Raw genomic sequence first — 298 nt, forward strand, 5'->3', positions numbered from 1 at the left:
CCCCCCCCCCCCCCCCCCCCCCCCCCCCCCCCCCCCCCCCCCCCCCCCCCCCCCCCCCCCCCCCCCCCCCCCCCCCCCCCCCCCCCCCCCCCCCCCCCCCCCCCCCCCCCCCCCCCCCCCCACCACCACATCTTACTGTTCGTCGGCAGCGTCAGATGTGTATAAGAGACAGGTGTGGGTGCGCAGTGCCCATGCCGTGCTGTTTGAAGGCGGACTGGTGGTGATGCTGGTGCCGCTGGCCGCGTGGTGGCTGCAGGTTTCGCTATGGCAGGCCCTGCTGCTGGACCTGGGCTTTTTC

Annotated in this window: 1 protein-coding gene; it reads left to right on the forward strand. The window is 76.5% G+C overall.

From position 1 onward, the window contains the following. The coding region (locus tag JHD62_RS22170) for a chlorhexidine efflux transporter (RefSeq protein ID WP_304506268.1) at window positions 1-298 on the forward strand (298 nt) is incomplete at both ends.

Origin of the sequence: Aquitalea sp. ASV11, from assembly GCF_016429185.1 — a bacterium.
GTDB lineage: Bacteria > Pseudomonadota > Gammaproteobacteria > Burkholderiales > Chromobacteriaceae > Aquitalea > Aquitalea pelogenes.